Consider the following 18,693-nt stretch of genomic DNA (forward strand, 5'->3'; position numbering starts at 1 on the left):
GGCTGTCCCATCGAATCAAGGAGGCATAACAACCCGTGTCGATACAACCGAATGAAACTTACGTGCTGGACCTGCTAAAAGAACTGCTGGATACGCCGAGCCCTACCGGATATACCCACGACATCATGAAGCGGATCGAGCAGGAAGCCGCTTCGCTTGGAGTTTCCCTGGAATGGAATGAGAAAGGCGGAGCCATCCTGTCCGTTCCCGGACAAGACGGCAGCCGAACCGTCGGCCTGAGCGCCCATGTGGACACGCTCGGCGCCATGGTTCGTGCCGTGAAATCGGAAGGTACGCTCCGGCTTACCTCCGTCGGCGGATACATGATGAACAGCATCGAGAATGAATACTGCATCATCCATACGCGCAGCGGCAAGAAATATACGGGCACGATCCTGTCCACGCATCCTTCCGTTCACGTGTACAGCGATGCCCGTGATTTCAAGCGCCAGGAAGCCCATATGGAGGTCCGGATCGACGAGTTGGTGGAGTCTGCCGAAGATGTGAAGAAACTCGGAATCGGCGTTGGTGATTTTGTGTCCTTTGATGCGCGTGCGGTCATTACGCCGAGCGGTTACATCAAATCGCGCCATCTGGATGACAAAGCCAGCGTCGCCGCCCTCTTCGGCTTGCTCGAAAGCATGAAACGGGATAACTGGAAGCCTGCCTACAATGTGAAGCTTCTCATCTCGAACTATGAAGAGGTCGGACATGGCGCCGCCTACATTCCTGCCGACATCCATGAACTGATTGCGGTCGATATGGGCTGCATCGGCGATGACCTGAGCTGCAAGGAAACCGATGTATCCATCTGCGCGAAGGATTCTTCCGGTCCCTACGACTACGGCATGACCAGCCGTCTGATCCAGCTGGCTGAAAGCGAAGGCATTGCTTATGCGGTGGACGTGTACCCGCATTACGGCTCCGATGCATCCGCGGCGCTCTCCGCCGGCAGCAACATCAAGGCTGCGCTGATCGGTCCCGGCGTTCATGCATCCCATGCGATGGAAAGAACGCATAAACAGGCTGTTCTTAACACCGTTAAGCTGCTGGCTGCCTACGTGAAATAAGTCATCTCCATACAGAAAAAGGGGCGTCCCGCCAAGGCCTTAAGCCTGGGGACGCCCCTTTGTTATGGGTGTTTCGCTTGCATATTCAAGATTTCTTGCTCTGCTCAATCTTCTCCGCAAGCTCGTTCAGATAGGTCCAGCGCTCCATCAAATGCTCCAGCTCGCCTTCCGTCTCCTCTTGGGACTTCATCAGCTCCTGAAGCCTGGCCGCATCGCTGCCGGCGGTCTCCATCTCCGATTGAATCGAAGCGAGCTTGTTCTCGGCGGCTTCGATAAGACCGTCAATCTGCTCGTACTCCCGCTGTTCTTTATAACTGAATTTCAAGCGCTCCCGCGGCGCTTCCTGAGCGGAAGCACTGCCTGAGCCTCCCGAAGCAGGCTTGGCACTGGATGCTTCCGCCTTGCCCCCGGCGGCTTCGCCGCCATGGCGCTGCATCCATTCGGCATATTCGCTGTAAGAGCCGACATGGACACGGATCTGTCCGTTGCCCTCAAACGCCATGATCTTGTCCACCGTTCGATCCAGGAAAAAACGATCATGGGATACCACGATGCAAACGCCCGGGAATTCATCCAGATACTGTTCCAGGACGGACAACGTCTGAATGTCCAGATCATTGGTCGGTTCATCGAGAAGCAGCACGTTCGGCGCGCTCATCAGCACCCGCAGCAGGTACAGCCTGCGCTTTTCGCCCCCGGACAGTTTGGCGATCGGCGTCCACTGCAGCGCCGGCGGGAACAGGAAGCGTTCCAGCATCTGGGCCGCGGTAATGGCCGAGCCGTCTGCCGTTCGGACAACCTCCGCTTCATCCTTGATATACTCAATCACTCGCTGACTGCCGTCCATCTCCTGATGCTCCTGCGTGAAATAACCGAGCTTGACCGTGGGGCCAAGCACGACTTCCCCGGCATCCGGCTGAAGCCGCCCGGCAATCAGATTGAGCAGCGTGGATTTGCCGCTGCCGTTCGGACCAACGATGCCAATCCGATCCTCGGGAACGGCAATGTAGGAAAGATCCTGAATGAGAACTTTGTCGTCGCTCTTCATCCGCAGACCTTCAATCTCCAGAATTTTTCGTCCCAGCCGGGTGGAAGCGACCGAGACATCCAGTTCGCCGGAGCTGTGTACCATCTCCTGATCCTTGAGCTTCTCGAATCGTTCGATCCTCGCCTTCTGCTTGGTCGTACGCGCCTTGGCTCCTCGGCGAATCCAGGCCAGCTCGCTCCGCAGCAAATTCTGGCGCTTCTGCTCGGAAGCAGCCTCACGCTCCTCACGTTCTGCCTTCAGTTCCAAAAAACGGCTGTAATTCGCCTCATATCGGAACAGCCGCCCGTGATCCAGCTCCAGCATGACATTGGCCACCCGATCCAGAAAATACCGGTCATGCGTAATCATAAGCAGCGCACCCCGCCGCTTCTGCAGATACTGTTCCAGCCAGGCCACGGATTCATTGTCGATATGGTTTGTCGGCTCGTCCAAGATGAGCAAATCGGAAGGCTGGATCAAGGCTGCGGCTAATGCGACACGCTTACGCTGGCCGCCTGAGAGCGTCCCCATCTTTGCGTCATAATTCCGGATGCCCAGCTTGGACAGGACGGTTTTCGCATCGCTTTCCAGCTGCCACGCCTGCAGCGTATCCAGCGTCTGATTGAGCTTCAGCAGCTTCTGCTGCAGCTCTTCGCGATTCGGATGCAGCTCCAGCAGTTCCATCGTTTCGGTGTACTCCCGCACCGCCTTCATCTCCGGCAAATCGCCCTCAAAAACCTGCTGCAGGACGGTATTGTCCGGATCAAACTCGGGGTTCTGGGCCAGATAACGCACCCGGATTCGATTGCCCATCGATATTTTACCGGCATCCGGCGGCTCAAGCCCCGCGATAACGCGCATAAACGTGGATTTCCCCGTGCCGTTTACGCCGATGATCCCGATTTTATCCTGGTCCTCCATCCCGAAGGAAGCATCCTGAAACAGAATTTTGTCTCCATAGCTTTTCGTTACCTGTTCCACAGTCAATATATTCATTGTTATGATCCCTACTTACATCTATAGATTTCGTTGATCGCTCTTTCATCGGTAAGACGGATACATTATAACGCAATCCACGCCGCAATCCCATAAGCTGCCGCGCCGCCAAGCAATGAGCTGACCAGATTGACCGCATCGTTGGACATCCAGGCATATCCGCGCATGCGCACCGTATCCTGGCCGCAATGTCGAGACACTTCCACCGATTTGCCGCACGCCGGGCAGCGATACATTACCTGCATGGTCGCACCCAGGTACGAATCGGCAAAAGCCCCGACCAAGCCGCCCGCAAGGGCAGCCAGGACATAAGGCAATGGATCCGCATTCATGCCGCTCCACTCGGCCAGCAGCCATCCGCCTGCCCCAATCAGCATACTTCCCGCTGCCGCCGCGGCGGAGCCGACCCAGGACACGCCGCCGGATTCCCCGGCTGTCAGCACCCTTCCGTTCAGCACGGAACGCGGAGGCTTTCGGCTAAGGCTGCCTACCTCCGTGGCCCAGGTATCTGCCGTCACCGTAGCCATGACGCCTATAAACAGGTACACCCACAGATGGGACGGAATCCATACGTTCAACAGACACAGCACCATGCCGATGCCGCCATTGGCCAAGACCTGACCGGCATCCCGCCGGCCGGTCTTGGCATAGGATTTCTCCAGGTCCGCCTTCCGCTGCTTCCCATACCGCGAGAGCAGCGTGGACGTTATGAAAAAAAGAAGCAGGGTTCCGAACCAAAACGCGTTCCCTGCTCCGTAATATATGGTACCCATCAGAATAGCGGCTAAGGCTCCGGATTCCGATAACGATCGTTTCCTGTAAGCGGCTCCTGCCACGATGACGGCACCCGCTGCCCCGATCAGCCAATCCATCCGCGATCCCTCCCATATTAATGCTTGTCAGATTACCCGATTTCGCAGCGGCCCAGACGGACGTCTCCCCAGAACAATTCGAACACGTCGCCGGATTCCGTGGGTCCCACGCCGGCCGGCGTGCCTGTGAAGATCAAATCCCCTTGACCAAGACCGTAATGCTCGCCGATGTAATCGATGATGCGCTGAAGAGAGAAGATCATATCCTTCACATTCCCCCGCTGGACCTGGGCGCCGTTCTTCCAGACGGTAAAATCCTTATCCTCAAGCTTGGCGGTTCCCGGGAAAGCAATGGATGGCGTAAGCGGTGCGGAAGATTTAAACGCCTTTGCCGCCGTCCACGGGTGTCCTTTCTCCTTAATGACCGTCTGTACGTCACGCAGCGTGAAATCAATGCCAAGGGCCATCGTTTTTACAAGCTCGTCCACGGTCTTGCCTGGCGCGTAATCCTCTGCAAGCTGAATAACAAGCTCGCCTTCAAAATGAAGGCTGCCCCTGTCCATCGGCAGCTTCAGCACGCTGCCGTCCAGCGGAACGACGGCATGCGAGGGCTTAAGAAAAATCATCGGCTCTTCCGGTACGGCATTGCCGAGCTCCGCCGCATGCAGTTGGTAATTACGTCCTACACAATAAACGTTATTCACTAGGGCACACATCAATTAAAACCTCCATTTTCTTCGCCAGAACGGAACTTTTGGTGCAATTTTATGAATAAAGATTTGGCCCCATGTATCGGGCCGGTTCGTACAGATCATGATGGCGGGATTCATTCGGGCGAGCGATCTCATGCTCTTCGCATCATCCACCGTCCAAGCCATGGGCGTAATGCCGTTCTTCACCAGATCCGACGCAAAAGCCGCATCCAGGTGGGAATAGCCGATGGATAAAAAGGAACATTTCATTTGCTTCAAGCGTGCCAGCAAATTACGAGGATGCGCATCGATGATAAGTCCGGTTTTCACGTCGGGCTCCAATTCCTTGGCCTTCATCAAAGCTTTCGGTTCAAACGAAGTAAGCACCACGTCCGGCAGCATCCGGTGGGCTTGAATCCGCTCCAGGACAGTTGCTTCCAGGCCGGGATACATGTCCCCGCTCGTTTTGAGTTCGATGTTAAGTTTCAATCGGCCCTTGACCAGCTGCAGGACCTCATCCAGCGATGGAACCTGCTCTCCCCTGAACTGGCGTCCCTTCCATTCTCCGGCGTCCATCCTCCGGATTTGCTGCCAGGTCAGATCCTTCACCTTGCCCTTCCCGGTCGTCGTACGATCCACGCTGAAGTCATGGATCACGACAGGGACCCCGTCCTGAGTCAGCTGCACATCAATCTCCATCCAATGCACGAAGGGCTCATCCATCGCCATCTGAATGGCTGCGCGCGTATTTTCAGGCGCTTTACCGGAAAACCCCCGGTGAGCCACGCATAAATTGTTCATGGTGGGACCTCCTTGATGTAACGTTTAACGAATTAGTCTGCAGCCTTGCCTGCTATAACTTCACCATCAAGCGCTATTTTGACGCCGCCGACGGATCGCTCCTGGACCTCTTTCAGCAGGGCTTCGGCTTCTTTGCCTTCAAGCGGAATGACCTGTCCGATCTCCGTACGGTAAGGCGTCAGCTTCAGGTCGCAGTCTCCTTGCTTGCTGCATGAAGCCCGGAACACGGCTGTTTTCCACGTATCCGCATTCGATGATTTGGTAAAGATGAAATTGCCGGTGCTGTACGCAATCCACTTGCCCTTGTACTGCTCCAATCCCTGCAGCACATGCGGGTGGCCGCCGATAATCAGATCGGCGCCGCCGTCAATGAATGCGCGTGACAGATTGATCTGATGGACATTCGGCGTCTTATGAAGCTCCTCCCCCCAATGGGCGATGACAACCACCAGATCGGCCTTGTTCCTTGCCTCCTGGATCGCTTCAACCGCCTTGGGCAGCACATGGTCATAAGCCCCGGCGACCCCCGGCCTGTTCTCCAGCGCATACCAGGTCGTCTCCGGCAGGACGCGGCTGAAGCCCAGCAGGGCAACCGTCATGCCCTGTCGTTCGAAATACTGGGCCGCAAAGGCTTCTTCCTCGTTCCGGCCCGCGCCCACATAACGGATATCATGGTCCTTCAGGTGCTTCAAGGTATCCAATAGCCCCTCCTGCCCTTGGTCCAGAATGTGATTGTTAGCCAGATTAACGGCTTCCACCCCGGCATCCCGGAGGGCGGGCAATACGTCCGGAGAGGACTTGAATACGAATTTCTTGTTGGCGGCGCCAACGCCTCCGGTCGTAACCGGGGTTTCCAGATTAAGCACGGTTAGATCGTCCTCCAGGAATGCGGTACCCAGATGCTTGTAGGGATAATCATATCCATGCTTCTTCAGCTCAGCCTCCACCTTGCCCGAGAACAACGTATCCCCTGCAAAATGCATGACCACCCGCGCTGCCATCTCGTCATCGGCAGCTTCATCCGCTGCGCTGCCATCAGGCTCGGTCATCTCGGAATCGGGAGGTTCGCCGGGCTCCGTCGTCTTCGAAGGATCCGATTCCGTTCCCGCGCCTTCGCCCTGCTGCCCGGAGCCGGTGCTTCCCGCCTGCTCCCCTTCCATGCCAAAGTCCGGCATACCAGGGGGATAAGCCGTTTGCGGAACCGGATCTTCCTTGAATTTAAAATGATAGACAAGCAAAGCAGCGATCATAAAAATCAGGCATAGGTTTAGAATGAGCCAAACCTGTCCGGTACGCTGCTTACGGGCCTTCTTCTCGGCCTTGCTTTTCTCTGATCGTGACAGATGCTGCATAGGTTACTCCTTTATTCACTCATGAGCTCGCGCAATAAGTCGCTTCCCCCATTATACCAGCTTCCCCATAAAGAATAGAACCCCCCGTCGCCGGGGAGTTCCATATCAAAGCATTCTGTTGAGAAATTCGAAATTCGAGTAATAACGGCTTACAGTCCAATCAAGGTGATCACGGAGTCGCTGAGCGCCTCCATATAGAGCGGGTCGCTGTTCAAGGAGTCGATGCGCTCAAGCCGCATATCCATCTCCTTGGCAATGCTTTTGGCTTCGATATCCAAATCGTAAAGCACCTCAAGATGATCCGATACGAAACCGACCGGCGCGACCAGCACGTCCTCCACCTGTTCTTCTTTGTTCAGCGTCTGCAGCGTATCCAGAATGTCCGGGCCCAGCCAAGGCTCCGCCGTCCGGCCGGCGCTTTGCCACGTAAACTGCCACTGCTTCACGCCTGCCTTCTCGGCTACGGCCTTGGATGTCTCAAGCAGCTGATCCTGATAAGGATCTCCGACGGACAAGATGCGTTCCGGAAGGCTGTGGGCACTGAACAGCACCCTCACGCTGTCCCGGACAGCCCCCGCTTGCTCGAACTGGTTCAGCTTCGCCGACACCCGGTCTGCAAAAGCCTCGATCAGTTTCGGATGCATGTGATAGCTCTCCACGAACGAAACCTGAAGTCCCAGCTCATCGGCTTTCGCCTGCGCACGCTTCACGTAGGATCCGATGCTCATGGTGGAGTAATGGGGAGCCAGCACGATGCCGACGGCTTCCTTGATGCCGTCCCGGACCATTTGCTCCACGCCGTCTTCAATATACGGAGCCGCGTGCTTCAAGCCTTGATAACACACAAACTCAAGATCGATGGCCCGGGGATCCGCATTTAATGTATCCTGCAGCGTGCGGACCTGCCGGTCCGTGTTCTCGCGGAGCGGAAACACGCCTCCCACAATCGCCTCATAGCGGTCCGTCAGCTCCTTGAGCTGCTCTTCCGACGGCTTATTTCCGCGGCGGATATGCGTATAATAACTTTCGATTCCTTCCATGCTCTCCGGCGTGCCGTAGGACATGACCAATACGCCAATCTTATTCTTCATACCATCTCACCTCTGGCTAATAAAATATTCAACGTTTAAGAGCGTTGTGCTCCTGCCTGCAGTGCTTGAGCGGAGTATTCGTGAATATACGATGTCAGCTCACGCAGCTTCTCAAGGGAAGCCTCCGGGAATAAACCGTGTCCTAGATTAAACACAAAGCCCGGCTCCTGAATCCCCTGATCGATAATTTCTTTGGCATACTGCTGAATGACCGGCATAGGCCCGGTCAGAACCGTCGGATCCAAATTGCCCTGAACGGCATATTTATGCTCCAAGCGGCGGCGTCCCTCCGTAATGGACACTCGCCAGTCGAGACCGATGACATCCGTGCTGAGATCCGTAAGCGTAGGCAGCAGCTCTCCTGAGCTTACCCCCGGGAAATAGATCTTCGGAACACTTAGGTCCTGAAGCTCGGCAAAGATACGCTGAATGGTTGGAAGGACAAACGTTTGGAAATCCTTTGGAGACAAAGCTCCCACCCAGCTGTCGAACAATTGAAACGCTTTCCCGCCGTTAGCCACGTGGGCGCGCAAATAAGCGATCACCATGTCGCCGAGCTTGTCCATCAGCGAAAACCATACCTTCGGCTCGCTGTACATAAGCTCTTTCGTGCGAAGATAATTTTTGGAAGGTCTGCCTTCGATGAGATAACTGGCAATCGTGAACGGAGCACCGGCAAACGTAATGAGCGGAACGTCGAGCTCCTTGTCCAGAATGCGAATCGTCTCCAAGACATGGCCGAGATCACCTTCCACGTCGATCGGGCGAAGCTTCTCTACATCCGCTGCGGATCGGATCGGATTGTCGATTACGGGACCGATATTTTTCACAATATCGAAGTCTACCCCGATCGAGGCAACGGGATTCATTATATCGGAATATAAAATAGCCGCGTCCACGCCGAGCTTCCGTACCGGCATCAAGGTCACTTCTGCCGCCAGCTCGGGTTGACTGCATATTTCCAGAAGGGAGTACTTTTCTTTAATCTTTCGATACTCCGGGTCGTAGCGTCCCGCTTGTCGCATGTACCATACAGGAACGTGGTCCACTTCCTGCTTGCGGCAAGCGCGGATGAATTGATCGTTATAGGTCATGATTAGGCCCCCATCAATGTGTATAAAGTTTCCTAAAGAACATTATGCCCTTTTTAAAAGTAAGTAACAACCGTCTTACATGGACATCCTATGAAAATCGCATGACAATCTTATGACATTGTTGGCTTTTGGCACTTTTTAAATATGTTATACTGGAAGAACGGCTTTTTTAGGGTAATTCCACATACGTCCGGTTCGCGCCGGACCCGACAGCTTAGAAAGGAAGTGAAGAGCACATTGACCAATTGGAAAATCAATCTCATTGTGCTTTGGTTCGGGCAGTTCTTGGTCAACTCCGGAATGACCATGATCACCCCGTTCCTGACATTGTATTTGGCGCAGGACCTGAATGTCGTAGGAGACCGGGAGATAGGCGTATGGGCCGGATTGATCTTTGCGGCCAACTTCCTGACCTCGTTTATTTTTCAGCCGATCTGGGGAAAAGTCGCCGATAAGTACGGACGCAAAATCATGCTGCTGCGCTCGGGCTTCGGCATGGCGCTTGTCATCGCATGCATGGGCTTTGCCACCCATCCGTGGCATCTGCTGGCTCTTCGGCTGCTGAACGGTACCATATCGGGATTTAACCCTGCGGCGATATCGCTCGTATCGGGCACGACGCCCAAGAATCGGATGGGGTTTGCGATGGGCATCATGCAATCCGGACAAGTCGCCGGCACCATACTCGGTCCGTTGATCGGCGGACTCATGGCCAGCTGGGTCGGCTTCCGGCCGATTTTCTATATTACAGGCGGGTTAATCTTTACGGCCTCGCTGCTCGCCTTGTTCCTCGTCAAGGAAAACTTCAACCGCGAGCGGGCGGCCAAGGCGCCGCAGCCATCGGTTATCGCCGGGCTCAAGGAGCTGAGCCACATTCCGCAGCTGCCGGCGTTATTCGCCGTCACGTTTCTGCTTCAATTCGCGATGATCAGCCCTATGGCACTGCTCCCGCTGTATGTTCAGAAGCTTCATGGATCCGCGGTGGATATCGCGATATGGGCCGGATTCGTCGTGGCGGTCACGGGGCTGTCGAACATGATCGCCTCCCCGATTCTCGGCAAGCTCAGCGACAAGGTCGGCGCGCACCGCATACTGACGTACGCCTTGATCGGTACGGGACTTACGTTGATCCCGCAAGCCTTCGTGCAATCCGTGTGGCAGCTGATCATCGTGCGGTTCATGATGGGCGTGTTCATGGGCGGGCTGCTGCCAAGCGTCAACGCGCTGATTCGCTCCTACACGCCGGACGGCATGGAAAGCCGCTCCTTCGGCTTCAACACAAGCTCGCTTGCGCTTGGCAACATGCTGGGCGCGGTGATCGGCGGATTCTTATCCGGATTCATCGGAATCGAAGGATTGTTCATTACATCCGGCTGTCTGCTGATCATCAATATGTTATGGGTGAGACGGAAACTGTTCTCGCATAAGCCTTCGCCCAAATACCGTTGAGCCTGCCAGCAGAATAACAGCAACCGTCTTATCCAAAAAGGGGCTGTCCCGTGGTCTAACCGACCCGAGGACAGCCCCTTTGTGTTATCTGTTTCATCCCTTCACGCGCGCAAGGATCAGCCCGTCATAGGCGGGCAGCAGCGTGCTGATCAGCCTCTCGTCCGTCGCGATGATTTCATTAAAACGGCGGACGGCCTGAACCGAAGGACCGTTCTTCTCCGAGTTCAGCGTCCGGCCCCGCAAAAAGCAGTTGTCTCCGGCAATGAGGGCACCGGGATTGGCAAGCTCCATGGCATATTCCAAGTACAGAGGATAGTTCTCCTTATCCGCATCAATAAAGAAAAAATCGAATGTCCGCCCTTCCTGCTTCAAAACCTCCAGACTATCCGCCGCCGGACCGATGCGGTACTCCACCTGATCCTTGAATCCGGCCTTCTCCAGATGACGTCCTGCGAGTGCCGCGTATTCTTCCTTCAGCTCTAAGGACGTGAGCTTGCCGTCGGCTGCAAGTCCGCGGCACAAACAGATGCCGCTATATCCGCCAAGGGCGCCGATTTCGAGAATATTCTTTGCGCCGGCAGTCTGTACCAGCATGGTCAGCAGCCGGCCGTATGCCGGTGCCACCGAAACCTCCGGCATCCCGTGCTCGCGGATGGCTTCTATTACAAGCTGAAGCTCTTCATCTTCAGGGTATAATTGGTTAACATAATCATCAGGGGTCGTAAGCAATGAAGCTGCCTCCTTTTTCTAATAACATGCCTTGACTCCGTTAAACCTAACGAGAACTATCATATGATAATTGTCTTAGCCAATGCAATCGCCTATACTATATAGATTGAACCGGCGGCGACTCTCGCCGTACACATGTTAAATGGAGTTGACATCGTTAATGCCTCGATTACAATTGATCGCGACGGCCCCGATGGGGCTGGAAGCCGTCGTTGCCCGCGAGTTGAAAGAGCTCGGGTATGCCGACATGGAAGTAGAGAATGGAAGAGTTACCTTTTCGGGTGACCTGATCGATATTTGCCGCTGCAATCTATGGCTCCGGACGTCGGACCGAATCCTCGTCAAGATGGGGGAATTTACGGCCCTTACCTTCGACGAGCTCTTTGAAGGAACCAAAGCGCTGCCGTGGGAGGAATGGATTCCGGCGGATGGCGAATTCCCCGTGGAAGGACGTTCCCATAAATCGCAGCTTAGCAGCGTTCCCGCCTGTCAGGGCATCGTGAAAAAAGCTATCGTGGAGAAGCTGAAGCTCTCGCACCGCACGGAATGGTTCCCCGAGAACGGTCCCCGTTATGTAGTCGAGATATCTCTCTTGAAGGATCGAGCCATCCTGACGCTGGATACGACAGGGCCAGCCCTGCATAAACGAGGTTACCGCAAGCTGGTGACGGAAGCTCCGCTGAAAGAAACGATGGCTTCCGCCCTGCTGCAGTTAAGCCGCTGGGGCCCGCATCGCCCGCTGTATGACCCGTGCTGCGGTTCGGGCACGATCCTGATTGAAGCCGCCATGATGGCCTGGAACATTGCGCCTGGCCTGCGCCGTTCGTTCCCGTCCGAGCACTGGGATATCATTGGAGACAGCCTGTGGGAGGATGCGCGCGAGGAGGCGTTTGATGCGGTAAAGGACGATATTCCGCTCCATATCGCAGGAAGCGATATCGACCCGAAAGCCATCGAAGTAGCCAAAGCCGCTGCCAAAAGCGCGGGCCTTGCCGGCGAAATCGACTTCAGGGTCCTTCCAGCGGCCAAAGCCATTCCTGATGGCGAATTCGGCTGTATGATCACTAATCCGCCTTATGGCGAACGGTTAAGCGAGAAAGAGGAAGTTGAACGTTTGATCCGCCAATTCGGCTCCGTCATGCATTCGCTTCCGACCTGGTCCTTCTTCGCGATCAGCCCGACCAAGCAATTCGAGCATTACTTCGGCCGCAAGGCGGACAAGCGCCGCAAGCTGTTCAACGGCCGGATCGAGTGCCAGTATTATCAATATCTGGGGCCCTTGCCACCGCGCAACAAATCGGCGGAATAACGTCATGACGCCGCTTGAACCGCCGCCTTCGGGCGGCTTTTTTGGCTGCATCGCCGTTTGAATTCATGCCGGGCCAAGCTATAATTAGAAAAGCGTCTATCGACGTTCTTGCATAGAAATCAGACAACGTTTCGAGAATGTTACAGTTTTAGATAAAGGAGGATAACCTCGTGCTCTCATCGCCGTCATGGATCGATATCCGCAGCCGGGTCTCCAGAGGACTGCATTACCGGTACACCGCCTATCTGTTATTCCTTATCCTCATGATGTACAAGCTGATCATGCTGGATCATCAGCTTCATATTGCCAACATGAAGCTGGACCGGGCCGACTATGTGATCGCCGTCGGCTCGCTCCTGCTGATCTCCTTCTGGACCTTATGGCTCCCGGCAAGAGGCCGGCTTGCTTCATTAACCCTACTGAATCTGGTATGGACGGGGATCCTGTACGCCGATTTAATCTATTACCGGTACTTCGATGATTTCATAACGGTGCCGGTGCTCATGCAAGCCGGGCAAGTCGGCTCGCTCGGAGACAGCATCCGTTCCCTTATACACGGCGTCGACCTGTTCTTTTTTATCGATTGGGTTGTCATCGTCCCGTTTACGGCCGTGATGGTGTTCCGCAAACGGAGAACGACCTTCCAAACGTACGGGTTCCCGGGTGAATTTCAGCGGCATCGGAGGAAACGGGTGTTTGGCCGGTTGGCAGCTGGTGCGCTCGTCTTCTTCCTTGGCATGGTGATGACTTTCGTTCCCATCAAGAAAGCGTCCGATACTTGGGCTGTCGGCCTCTTTGAAGGCAATTGGTGGAATATTACGCTATATAACGTGACGGGACTGATCGGTTTTCACGGATATGATCTGTACCGTTACGGCCGGGATCATCTCATCGGCCAGCCGAAGCTGGCAGAGGAAGAGGTCAACCAGGTCAAGGCATGGTTTGATGCCAAGCATGGGAAAGCATCCGGAACCGGGGCTTTGTTCGGCAAGTATAAAGGCAGCAACGTCATCATGATCCAGACGGAGGCCTTCATGAATTTTGTCATTGGCCAGTCGATTGGGGGGCAGGAAATTACCCCCAACTTCAACCGTTTGATGAAGGACAGCATGTATTTCAGCAATTTCTACCATCAAACCGGGCAAGGACGAACGTCCGATGCGGACTTTGTCACGCACAGCTCCCTGCTTCCCCTGCCCACGGGTTCCGTGTTTACGCGATATGCCGACCGCGAGTACGATACTCTTCCGGAGATTCTGAAGGAGCAGGGTTATGCAGCAAACGTGTTCCATGCCTATGACAGCAGCTTCTGGAACCGGACGACGATGTATCGGGAAATGAACTATGACCGTTTTTACAGCAAGAAGGATTATGAAATGAACGATGTGCTCGGATGGTCGCTGAGCGACAAAGCATTCTTCGCGCAATCGCTGGATCGTATGAAAGGCATCGAGCAGCCCTTCTATTCCTTCCTGATTACGTTAACGAGCCATCATCCGTATTATGTCCCGAAGGATGCCCGCAAGCTGGATACTGGAGAGTTTGAAGGCACGATGTTCGGGGATTATCTGCAGTCGATCCATTATGTGGACGAAGCCTTCGGCCAGTTCGAGGAGCAGATGAAGCAGCAAGGGCTGTGGGATAATACCATACTGCTCATCTACGGCGATCACGATAATTCGATCAAGGAAATATCGGACTATGAGAAGTTTCTTGGACGGGATCTGAACGCACTCGACATGGAACAGATCATGAACCAGGTCCCCCTGCTCATTCGCCTGCCTGACGGCGGGAATGCCGGAGTATATCCCGAGGCCGCCGGCATGATGAACGTGACGCCGAGCATCCTTCATCTTCTCGGCGTATCGGAAGCGCCGTATTACTGGATCGGGGGCCATCTGTTTGATGATAAGCCGCGTCTGATTCCGCTGCGCAGCGGCGCTTTTTCCGAAGAGAAGGTGTTCTACCTGCCTTCTGAAACGGCCGGGCTGGAAGGTGGAACCTGTTATGATCTGACAACGCGTCAGCCAACCGATATCCAGGCCTGCCGTGACGGGTACGACGAAACCCGGAAGCAGCTGCAAATCTCGGACCAAGTCATCACGTACGATCTTTTGAAGTTATTTAAAGCACAGGGCAAGGGTGAAACGGAGTAACAGAACAGCTTCGGATTTAGGTTCGACCTAAGGACCCAGGCGCCCCACTTAACCAAAAAAACAGGCTGATCATGATGATCAGCCTGTTTTTTAATGCGATTTTCGATAAGACCATGTCCCCTTACAAGAAGACCCTTATTCTTGCCGCCTGCTTCTTCCCCCTGCCCAATAGGACACTGACTCGAGTCGGTTTCCCTATCTTGGCAAACGCTTCACCACATATCACCTGAGCTTCTTCTAGGATGGCCGCCCCAGCTTCATATAAGTTGGCCAAAAAGCCCGTTCAAAGCTTGAAAGCTCTGGAACGGGCTTGCACAGGATGATTTACTTTTTAGCCGAACGAAGCTTGGACAGGCGTTCCTTCTCTTCACCTAACAACTCTTCCGCCAATTCCACGGCGTTTCGGTTCCCCTGCTCAATCACCTGAGCGACCGCTTGCTCTGTATGGGATAACGAATTCTCCGCTTGCTGAATTAACTGTTCCGTCGGATGGGACATGGCCGAGGATACGGCCCGGTGCAGTTTCTCCACGGAATCTAACGCGCTGTTGCTTGGACTGTTGGAGTGAAGACTGGAATCGTGACTGTTCATGACGGATGCTCCCTTCTAAAGTCATTGTTCCTGTTGCCCTCTTAGCATGGATGGCTGAGCCAGGAACTATACCCGTAGAAATGGGAAATCCATGAATCTTCATTTGGGGGCCCGAACAGCCCGTTGGTTACTTCACAAACGGCAGCGCCTTCGCCAGCACTTCATCCTCTGTAGGTGCGCTGACATAACGGCCGTTGATATAAATGAATGCGCGTTTGCCGCAAGGACCGCAATAGGATTTGCAGCCGATCTTAATGTCGGCATCCGGCACCATTTTCTGAATCTTCGGGATGATTGTCTTCAATTTCGTATGCCTGCATTTCTCGCAGACGCGAATATCATTAGCCATTATTCATTACCTTCTTTGTTCTGAAGTATCCTAGTGGTCGCCGTGATTCCCTTGGGATGGATTCGTAATGACAAAGCCTTCCTCGGGAAAATAAAGATAGTCGATTTTGACGCCGTCCAGAAAAGGTTGTCCAGCCTCCAAAATGACGTCGATCTCTTTATCCGTCGATACGACGACATCGCTTTCCTTAGGTGTGTCCAGATCCAGTCCATAGTGGGCATGATCGCCATGCGCATGGGTAACCAGCACGCGAAGTTTCTTGTCCTTGTTTTCTTCCTTGTCCAGCTCTCGCTTTATCACTTTGGCCGCATTGCGGGTAATTTTACATTTCACGTATATTCATCTCCTCACGGATGTTTCATTCAATATGTTATTGTAGACCCCTGCCGACTTTTTCGCAAGGGTTCTATCCGTATTGCCGCTGCCCGAAGGCCGCTTACCTTGCGCGCTTGACCGTGCCTTGATTCTCACCGAGCAAACCCGGATATTTCCGTTCGACGCGGGATACGAACCAGTTCATCAGCAGCATCGTGACTCCGATATCATCGATCGGCAGGAAAGGCATGAAATCCGGCAGTACCCAGTACAGCGCAACCGGAACCAGGAATAACAGCTTGTCCCCTAAAGCAACCCGGGAAGAGGCCAAGTACCCGAATATCCGCTGGAATACGTGCGACCAGCGCCGAAGCGACCATAATCTTCTCCACTTCATGGTGTATACCTCCATTCCAATTGCATGAATATATATTACCCAATTCCTGAATCTCTAAGAAATCCCGGCCATTCCTATGCGGCCCGCAATCAATCAGAGGGCGAAAAGAGGCCACTGCCTTGATCCATGACAAGCAGCGGCCGATTCTTCTATCTTTGTATACGTTTAGGAATGCTTCTCGTTTCATTATCAGGTTATTCCAAAGACATGAACGCCGACAGGATCGATCCCACCTCGACGCACAGGTCCTCGAAATCCTCAAGCGGCAGCGGATTAATCCCATAACCGATCTCCACCGTAAAGCCCGGTCTCCTGAAATGCTGAATGAACCAATCCTTGTAGCCTGCATCGCTCCCCTGAAGCTTCACCGGCCTGTAACCGCCCGCCTGACCCATTATTCTGGCCATGTTCTCGCTTTCCGGAGGTTCGTAGTCCCTGTAATTCCAATAAATTTCCCTGCCTTGGCTGTGAAGGGAAACGGCTCGTTCCGGAGAGATCGACAGGGTATGCTGATAGACGGTCTCGGCTTCCGGCTCGCTCAGCGGCTTAGCCCCCGCATAATCCTGCGGAGAAGGACGCGTTTTGCCCCTGCGAGCAACTTCCTCGTTCCAATGCGCCGGGAATTGGTCCCCCAAATCCACGCCGTTGATATTCGCCTTCCATCGGCGAAAGTCCTCGCGACCGCCATTCCATTCCAGCAGACGTTCATAATATGGTTGAGAAGGTGTGATTCCTTCTTGTACGAGCTCTACCCCGTCCGGGTTTGCCATCGGGACAACCCACAGCGTATAGTCCTGGTACCAGGCCGTCGGTTCCTGATGATAAACCGTTGAATCTTGGACCAACGCTCTGCCGTACTCCTCCATGAATCGCATCAGACAAGGAGTGGTGATCCATTCATTGGCATGCAGCGCCGCATTCATGTGAAGATTCTTCGGGCCTTTGCCGATTTTGGCCGCATATATGGGTTTGCCGAGCACGCTCCGTCCGATGACGCTCCACTCGATGGCAGGGTAATGCAGCTGCATCTCTTGGATATCGCGCTCCAGATCCCCCGGTCCATACTCGCCGGATAACCGTATCAAATGCTTTTGCGTCGGGCCCGGCAGAACGATCGTTTTTCCCCGGGGCAGCTGATTGGCCGATAAACCGGGATTCAATTCTTCCAAGGCTTCCTTGCGAAACCGGAACGCACTGGCAATACGATCAAACGTATCATGCTCCTGAATGACATACCGCCGGCGCAGCGATGCAGGAAGATAGAGCATTTGTCCCTGCTGGAGATACGGCTGCTGGGCGGCCCATGGATTTGCCGTAATCAGCTGTTCATACGCCAGACCATGTCTGGCAGCCACGCGTCTTAGTGTATCGCCTTTCTGTACGACATATTGCTGCATAATGGATTCCTTTCCGCGGCTAAGCCGCTTCAATTAGTGTCCAATCCATGTATATGAGCAGCCGCTTGTCCGACATGAATGATGCAGCTGATCGAAAACGGCGCCAAGCCCCTTCCTATCGTATGAAGGCGATCGTGAAACCAAAGAAAGGCAGGAAAGGGCCTCATCCCTTGTCCTGCCTGCCTCGCATTCTCGTATTCGTAATCATTCTAATAAGCTTTAAAGTATGAACCGTGAATTATAGCTTCGTAATCTGCCATACCACTGGCGTCCGCTTGATATGCTCACCAAGCCATTCGGTTGCAATGCTCTGAAAAATCTCCGGATCTCCTGTACAGAAAAATTGATGCACCGGCCCTTCCATGCTGCTCGCGAGTTGGCCTTTATCGTACAGAATCGTGCTGACTTCGCGTGCCGTCTCATCGGCGGAGCTGATCAGCTTCACATTCGGCCCCATGACGGTTTGAATCGTATTCATGAGAAACGGATAGTGGGTACAACCCAGGATCAGGCAATCAATGGAGGTATCCTTGATGCCTCGTAGCGATCGCTCCACCACCTGCAGGGAATCCTTGGACCGGAACAATCCGTGTTCGACGAGCGGTACCAGCTCGGGGCAGGCTTGACTCTCTACCCCGATATATGGCGACAGCTGTTTCAGAGCCGCTGTATACGCTCCGCTGCCAATGGTTCCGACCGTACCGATCACGCCGACGTGTCCGGTCTTCGTTGCGCTTATGGCGGCTCGTGCCCCTGGATGAATGACACCGATGACAGGCACAGGCACTTTGGACGAAATATAATCAAGCGCCGCCGCCGTTGCCGTATTACAGGCGATAACGATCATTTTGGGATCATATTGAATTAAATAATCTACGATTTGCTCCGTAAATAAACGGACTTCTTCCGGTGTACGGGGTCCGTAGGGTGCGCGGGCTGTATCTCCGAAATAAATAATCTTCTCTCTCGGGAGCTGTCTCATCACTTCTTTGGCGACAGTCAGCCCGCCCACACCCGAGTCTAGTATTGCGATTGCTTGCTGCACGAACCCACCGCTTCCTTCTTG

Annotated in this window: 18 protein-coding genes; 4 read left to right on the plus strand and 14 right to left on the minus strand. The window is 54.2% G+C overall.

Going from position 1 to position 18,693, the window contains the following annotated elements; genetic code table 11:
* The first annotated feature begins 35 nt into the window (after positions 1-35).
* Positions 36-1,070 (plus strand): M42 family metallopeptidase, encoded by a 1,035-nt coding sequence (locus GYMC10_RS22800; protein ID WP_015736704.1) that lies wholly within the window; start codon positions 36-38, stop codon positions 1,068-1,070.
* Between the two features lie 85 nt (positions 1,071-1,155).
* On the opposite strand, the gene taeA is transcribed toward GYMC10_RS22800, so the two are convergent.
* From taeA to hemE, 7 genes are all read right to left on the minus strand, one after another.
* The gene (taeA, locus tag GYMC10_RS22805) at positions 1,156-3,093 is read right to left on the minus strand and encodes an ABC-F type ribosomal protection protein TaeA (protein ID WP_015736705.1); all 1,938 of its coding nucleotides are present in this window, start codon (positions 3,091-3,093) and stop codon (positions 1,156-1,158) included.
* A 65-nt stretch (positions 3,094-3,158) separates the two neighbouring features.
* Positions 3,159-3,965 (minus strand): DUF92 domain-containing protein, encoded by an 807-nt coding sequence (locus GYMC10_RS22810; protein WP_015736706.1) that lies wholly within the window; start codon positions 3,963-3,965, stop codon positions 3,159-3,161.
* Positions 3,966-3,997: 32 nt separating this feature from the next.
* On the minus strand, positions 3,998-4,621 hold the full coding sequence (locus tag GYMC10_RS22815; protein ID WP_015736707.1) for a fumarylacetoacetate hydrolase family protein: 624 nt from the start codon (positions 4,619-4,621) through the stop codon (positions 3,998-4,000).
* A 3-nt stretch (positions 4,622-4,624) separates the two neighbouring features.
* Positions 4,625-5,398, minus strand: a complete 774-nt coding sequence (locus GYMC10_RS22820; RefSeq protein WP_015736708.1) for a glycerophosphodiester phosphodiesterase — start codon at positions 5,396-5,398, stop codon at positions 4,625-4,627.
* Between the two features lie 32 nt (positions 5,399-5,430).
* On the minus strand, positions 5,431-6,750 hold the full coding sequence (locus GYMC10_RS22825; RefSeq protein ID WP_015736709.1) for a CapA family protein: 1,320 nt from the start codon (positions 6,748-6,750) through the stop codon (positions 5,431-5,433).
* A gap of 149 nt (positions 6,751-6,899) precedes the next feature.
* The gene (hemH, locus tag GYMC10_RS22830; protein ID WP_015736710.1) at positions 6,900-7,841 is read right to left on the minus strand and encodes a ferrochelatase; all 942 of its coding nucleotides are present in this window, start codon (positions 7,839-7,841) and stop codon (positions 6,900-6,902) included.
* A gap of 35 nt (positions 7,842-7,876) precedes the next feature.
* Positions 7,877-8,935 (minus strand): uroporphyrinogen decarboxylase, encoded by a 1,059-nt coding sequence (gene hemE / locus GYMC10_RS22835; protein ID WP_015736711.1) that lies wholly within the window; start codon positions 8,933-8,935, stop codon positions 7,877-7,879.
* A gap of 237 nt (positions 8,936-9,172) precedes the next feature.
* Here hemE and GYMC10_RS22840 point away from each other — a divergent pair, with 237 nt between their 5' ends.
* Positions 9,173-10,384, plus strand: coding sequence for an MFS transporter (locus GYMC10_RS22840; protein WP_041622038.1), 1,212 nt, complete (start codon positions 9,173-9,175; stop codon positions 10,382-10,384).
* Between the two features lie 93 nt (positions 10,385-10,477).
* On the opposite strand, the gene GYMC10_RS22845 is transcribed toward GYMC10_RS22840, so the two are convergent.
* Complete coding sequence (locus tag GYMC10_RS22845; RefSeq protein ID WP_015736713.1) at positions 10,478-11,113, minus strand: O-methyltransferase; 636 nt, start codon at positions 11,111-11,113, stop codon at positions 10,478-10,480.
* Between the two features lie 160 nt (positions 11,114-11,273).
* On the opposite strand from GYMC10_RS22845, the gene GYMC10_RS22850 reads away from it, so the two are divergent.
* Both GYMC10_RS22850 and GYMC10_RS22855 read left to right on the plus strand, forming a co-directional pair.
* Positions 11,274-12,422 (plus strand): class I SAM-dependent RNA methyltransferase, encoded by a 1,149-nt coding sequence (locus GYMC10_RS22850; RefSeq protein ID WP_015736714.1) that lies wholly within the window; start codon positions 11,274-11,276, stop codon positions 12,420-12,422.
* 170 nt (positions 12,423-12,592) lie between these two features.
* Positions 12,593-14,578: an LTA synthase family protein gene (locus GYMC10_RS22855; RefSeq protein WP_015736715.1), complete on the plus strand. Its 1,986-nt coding sequence runs from the start codon at positions 12,593-12,595 to the stop codon at positions 14,576-14,578.
* Between the two features lie 324 nt (positions 14,579-14,902).
* On the opposite strand, the gene GYMC10_RS22860 is transcribed toward GYMC10_RS22855, so the two are convergent.
* The 6 genes from GYMC10_RS22860 to racE form a co-directional block, all read right to left on the minus strand.
* Positions 14,903-15,169 (minus strand): hypothetical protein, encoded by a 267-nt coding sequence (locus tag GYMC10_RS22860; RefSeq protein ID WP_009593780.1) that lies wholly within the window; start codon positions 15,167-15,169, stop codon positions 14,903-14,905.
* Positions 15,170-15,296: 127 nt separating this feature from the next.
* Positions 15,297-15,518 (minus strand): DUF1450 domain-containing protein, encoded by a 222-nt coding sequence (locus GYMC10_RS22865; RefSeq protein ID WP_015736716.1) that lies wholly within the window; start codon positions 15,516-15,518, stop codon positions 15,297-15,299.
* 30 nt (positions 15,519-15,548) lie between these two features.
* Complete coding sequence (locus tag GYMC10_RS22870) at positions 15,549-15,851, minus strand: HesB/IscA family protein (protein ID WP_009593786.1); 303 nt, start codon at positions 15,849-15,851, stop codon at positions 15,549-15,551.
* A gap of 103 nt (positions 15,852-15,954) precedes the next feature.
* A complete protein-coding gene (locus tag GYMC10_RS22875; protein WP_015736717.1) occupies positions 15,955-16,230 on the minus strand; it encodes a hypothetical protein in 276 nt (91 codons plus the stop codon).
* Positions 16,231-16,424: 194 nt separating this feature from the next.
* Positions 16,425-17,627, minus strand: coding sequence for a M14 family metallopeptidase (locus tag GYMC10_RS22880; RefSeq protein ID WP_015736718.1), 1,203 nt, complete (start codon positions 17,625-17,627; stop codon positions 16,425-16,427).
* A 238-nt stretch (positions 17,628-17,865) separates the two neighbouring features.
* Positions 17,866-18,672 (minus strand): glutamate racemase, encoded by an 807-nt coding sequence (gene racE, locus GYMC10_RS22885; protein WP_009593789.1) that lies wholly within the window; start codon positions 18,670-18,672, stop codon positions 17,866-17,868.
* Positions 18,673-18,693: the final 21 nt, after the last annotated feature.

This window comes from Paenibacillus sp. Y412MC10, assembly GCF_000024685.1.
GTDB classification, from domain to species: domain Bacteria; phylum Bacillota; class Bacilli; order Paenibacillales; family Paenibacillaceae; genus Paenibacillus_AQ; species Paenibacillus_AQ lautus_A.